The organism is Streptomyces otsuchiensis (assembly GCF_004305975.1).
GTDB lineage: Bacteria > Actinomycetota > Actinomycetes > Streptomycetales > Streptomycetaceae > Streptomyces > Streptomyces otsuchiensis.
This window is the reverse complement of sequence record NZ_BHZI01000490.1, coordinates 1-1,866: the sequence shown is the minus strand read 5'-3', so window position 1 is coordinate 1,866 and position 1,866 is coordinate 1. Positions and strand designations below refer to the sequence as shown.

Genomic DNA, 1,866 nt, shown 5'->3' with positions numbered 1-1,866 from the left:
TTGGACATGACCGCAGCGTAGGCAGGTGGGCGGGTGAGGGGAGGTGGACGTTCCGTGGCAGCGGCCGGTCACGTTTTGGCCACTCTGTACGGGCGCGCGGGTGCCCGCGCCACCCGGTCGCGTCACAATGGGCTCATGTTTCCGGATTCGCGCGTGCCCTCCCGTGACGAACTCATCGATCACCTGGTCCGCACCCGGATCGCGGGCGACGTGGCGACCCCGCGGGACAACAACCTCGCGCACTACCGTGAGCTGGCCAACGGCAATCCGTACTACTGGTTCGGGGTGGAGTTCGGCGAGCGCTGGTCGGACGAGCAGGACGTCCTGGCGGTGATGGCGGAGCTGTGCGGGGTCAGCGAGGACCCGGAGCACCGGCGGGGCCAGGACACGATCGACCCCGAACTGACGGTGGCCGGACTGGAGCGGGCCGCGGCCGAGCTGGGCAAGGCGGCGGCGGACCGCGCCCGGGTGCTGACAGCGACCGGTCACCCCGGCGGACTGCTGGACATGCACGCCCAGGTCACGGCGGCGCTGCGGGCGGCGGGCTGCGAGCTGGTGCGGGTGCCGCTCGGGCTGACCGCCGACCAGGGTGTGGTGACCCAGCTGGCGGGGGTGGCGGTCTACGAGCGTGGTGCCTCGTTGTGGCACACCCACTCCCCGGCGCCGATGGCGGAGATCCTGGACGCGCTGCCGCAGGAGGGCGAGGAGCCGCCGGGTCTGGTCTTCGCCGACCACGGCTGGGCCGGCTGTGCCGCGCAGCGTGGTCTGACGACGGTCGGCTTCGCGGACTCCAATGACCCGGCGCTCTTCCTGGCGGAGTCCGAGGGGACGCTGACGGTCTGCGTACCGCTGGACGACCATGTGGTGAACCCGCGCTTCTACGAGCCGATGACCGCCTATCTGCTAGATGTCGCCGGCCTGGCCTGACGGCTCGCGTTCCCGCCTCGTGACCGGGCCGAAAGGCCGTGGCCTCGGGGCGTTCGGATGCCTAGGGTCCTGTCATGACCCAGGAATCCCACTCCGCGCCCACCGCTGGTCCCGGCGCCGCCCCGGGAGCGAGCGGGGCACCCCGCGTGCCGGCACCGGCGCCCTCCCCCGACGCCGCCCCGGCCGCCCCGGCGGCGCACGCGCACCGGTTGCGGGCGCTGGACCCGCTGCTACCCGGCGTCCTCGAACTGCCCGAACCCGAGCCCGGTGACGTGGAGTTGGCGGTTCCCGGCGGTGCCGGACGCTACCGCCGCACACGGTCGGAGCCGACCGAGCCGGCGGCGCTGTGGGAGGCCCTGGACAGCCACCGGCTGCACGCACGGCTGGACCACCCGGAGGCGGTCGCGACCCTGGACGACCTGCTCCAGGAGTGGTGGGTGCATGTACTCGCCTCCCACCCGGAGAACGAGGCGGAGGCGGTGCTGGACTGGCCGAGCCGCGACACGGCGGTGACCAGGACGCTGCTGCGCAACGGCCTCGCGCCGCGGCGGGTGGTCGCGATCCGCCCGGCGGGACGTCCGGCGCCGCCCGCTCCGGACGGTGTCCGGCTGCGCCCGCTGGCGCCGGGCGACGAGGAGCGGGCGGCGGCGCTGTGGATGGAGGAGCTGCGCTGGGACGCGCGGTGCGGGAACGGGGCGGTGCGGCCGGGCGCGGAGGAGTTCTTCCGGGAGCGGTTCGCCCGGCGGGCGGCGGCGCCGGGCGAACTGGGCCGCTGCTGGGTGGCGGAGGACGAACGGGGCACGGTGCGCGGTGTGGTGGTCGTCGAGCCGCCCGCGCTCAGCGGCTGGGCGGCCCGACTGACGTCGGTGCCCGGCCCCGCGTGCCTGCCGCTGCTCTCGGTGGAGGCGGGTCACCGGGGGCGGGGACCGACGTCAGTCG

Annotated in this window: 2 protein-coding genes; both read left to right on the top strand. The window is 74.8% G+C overall.

The window, feature by feature from the left end; translation table 11 throughout:
• The first annotated feature begins 135 nt into the window (after nucleotides 1–135).
• Nucleotides 136–927, top strand: a complete 792-nt coding sequence (locus E0D90_RS25350; RefSeq protein ID WP_130800251.1) for a phosphatase — start codon at nucleotides 136–138, stop codon at nucleotides 925–927.
• Nucleotides 928–1,001: 74 nt separating this feature from the next.
• Nucleotides 1,002–1,866 (top strand): hypothetical protein (locus E0D90_RS25345; protein ID WP_130800250.1); only part of this gene is annotated, 865 nt, incomplete at its 3' end.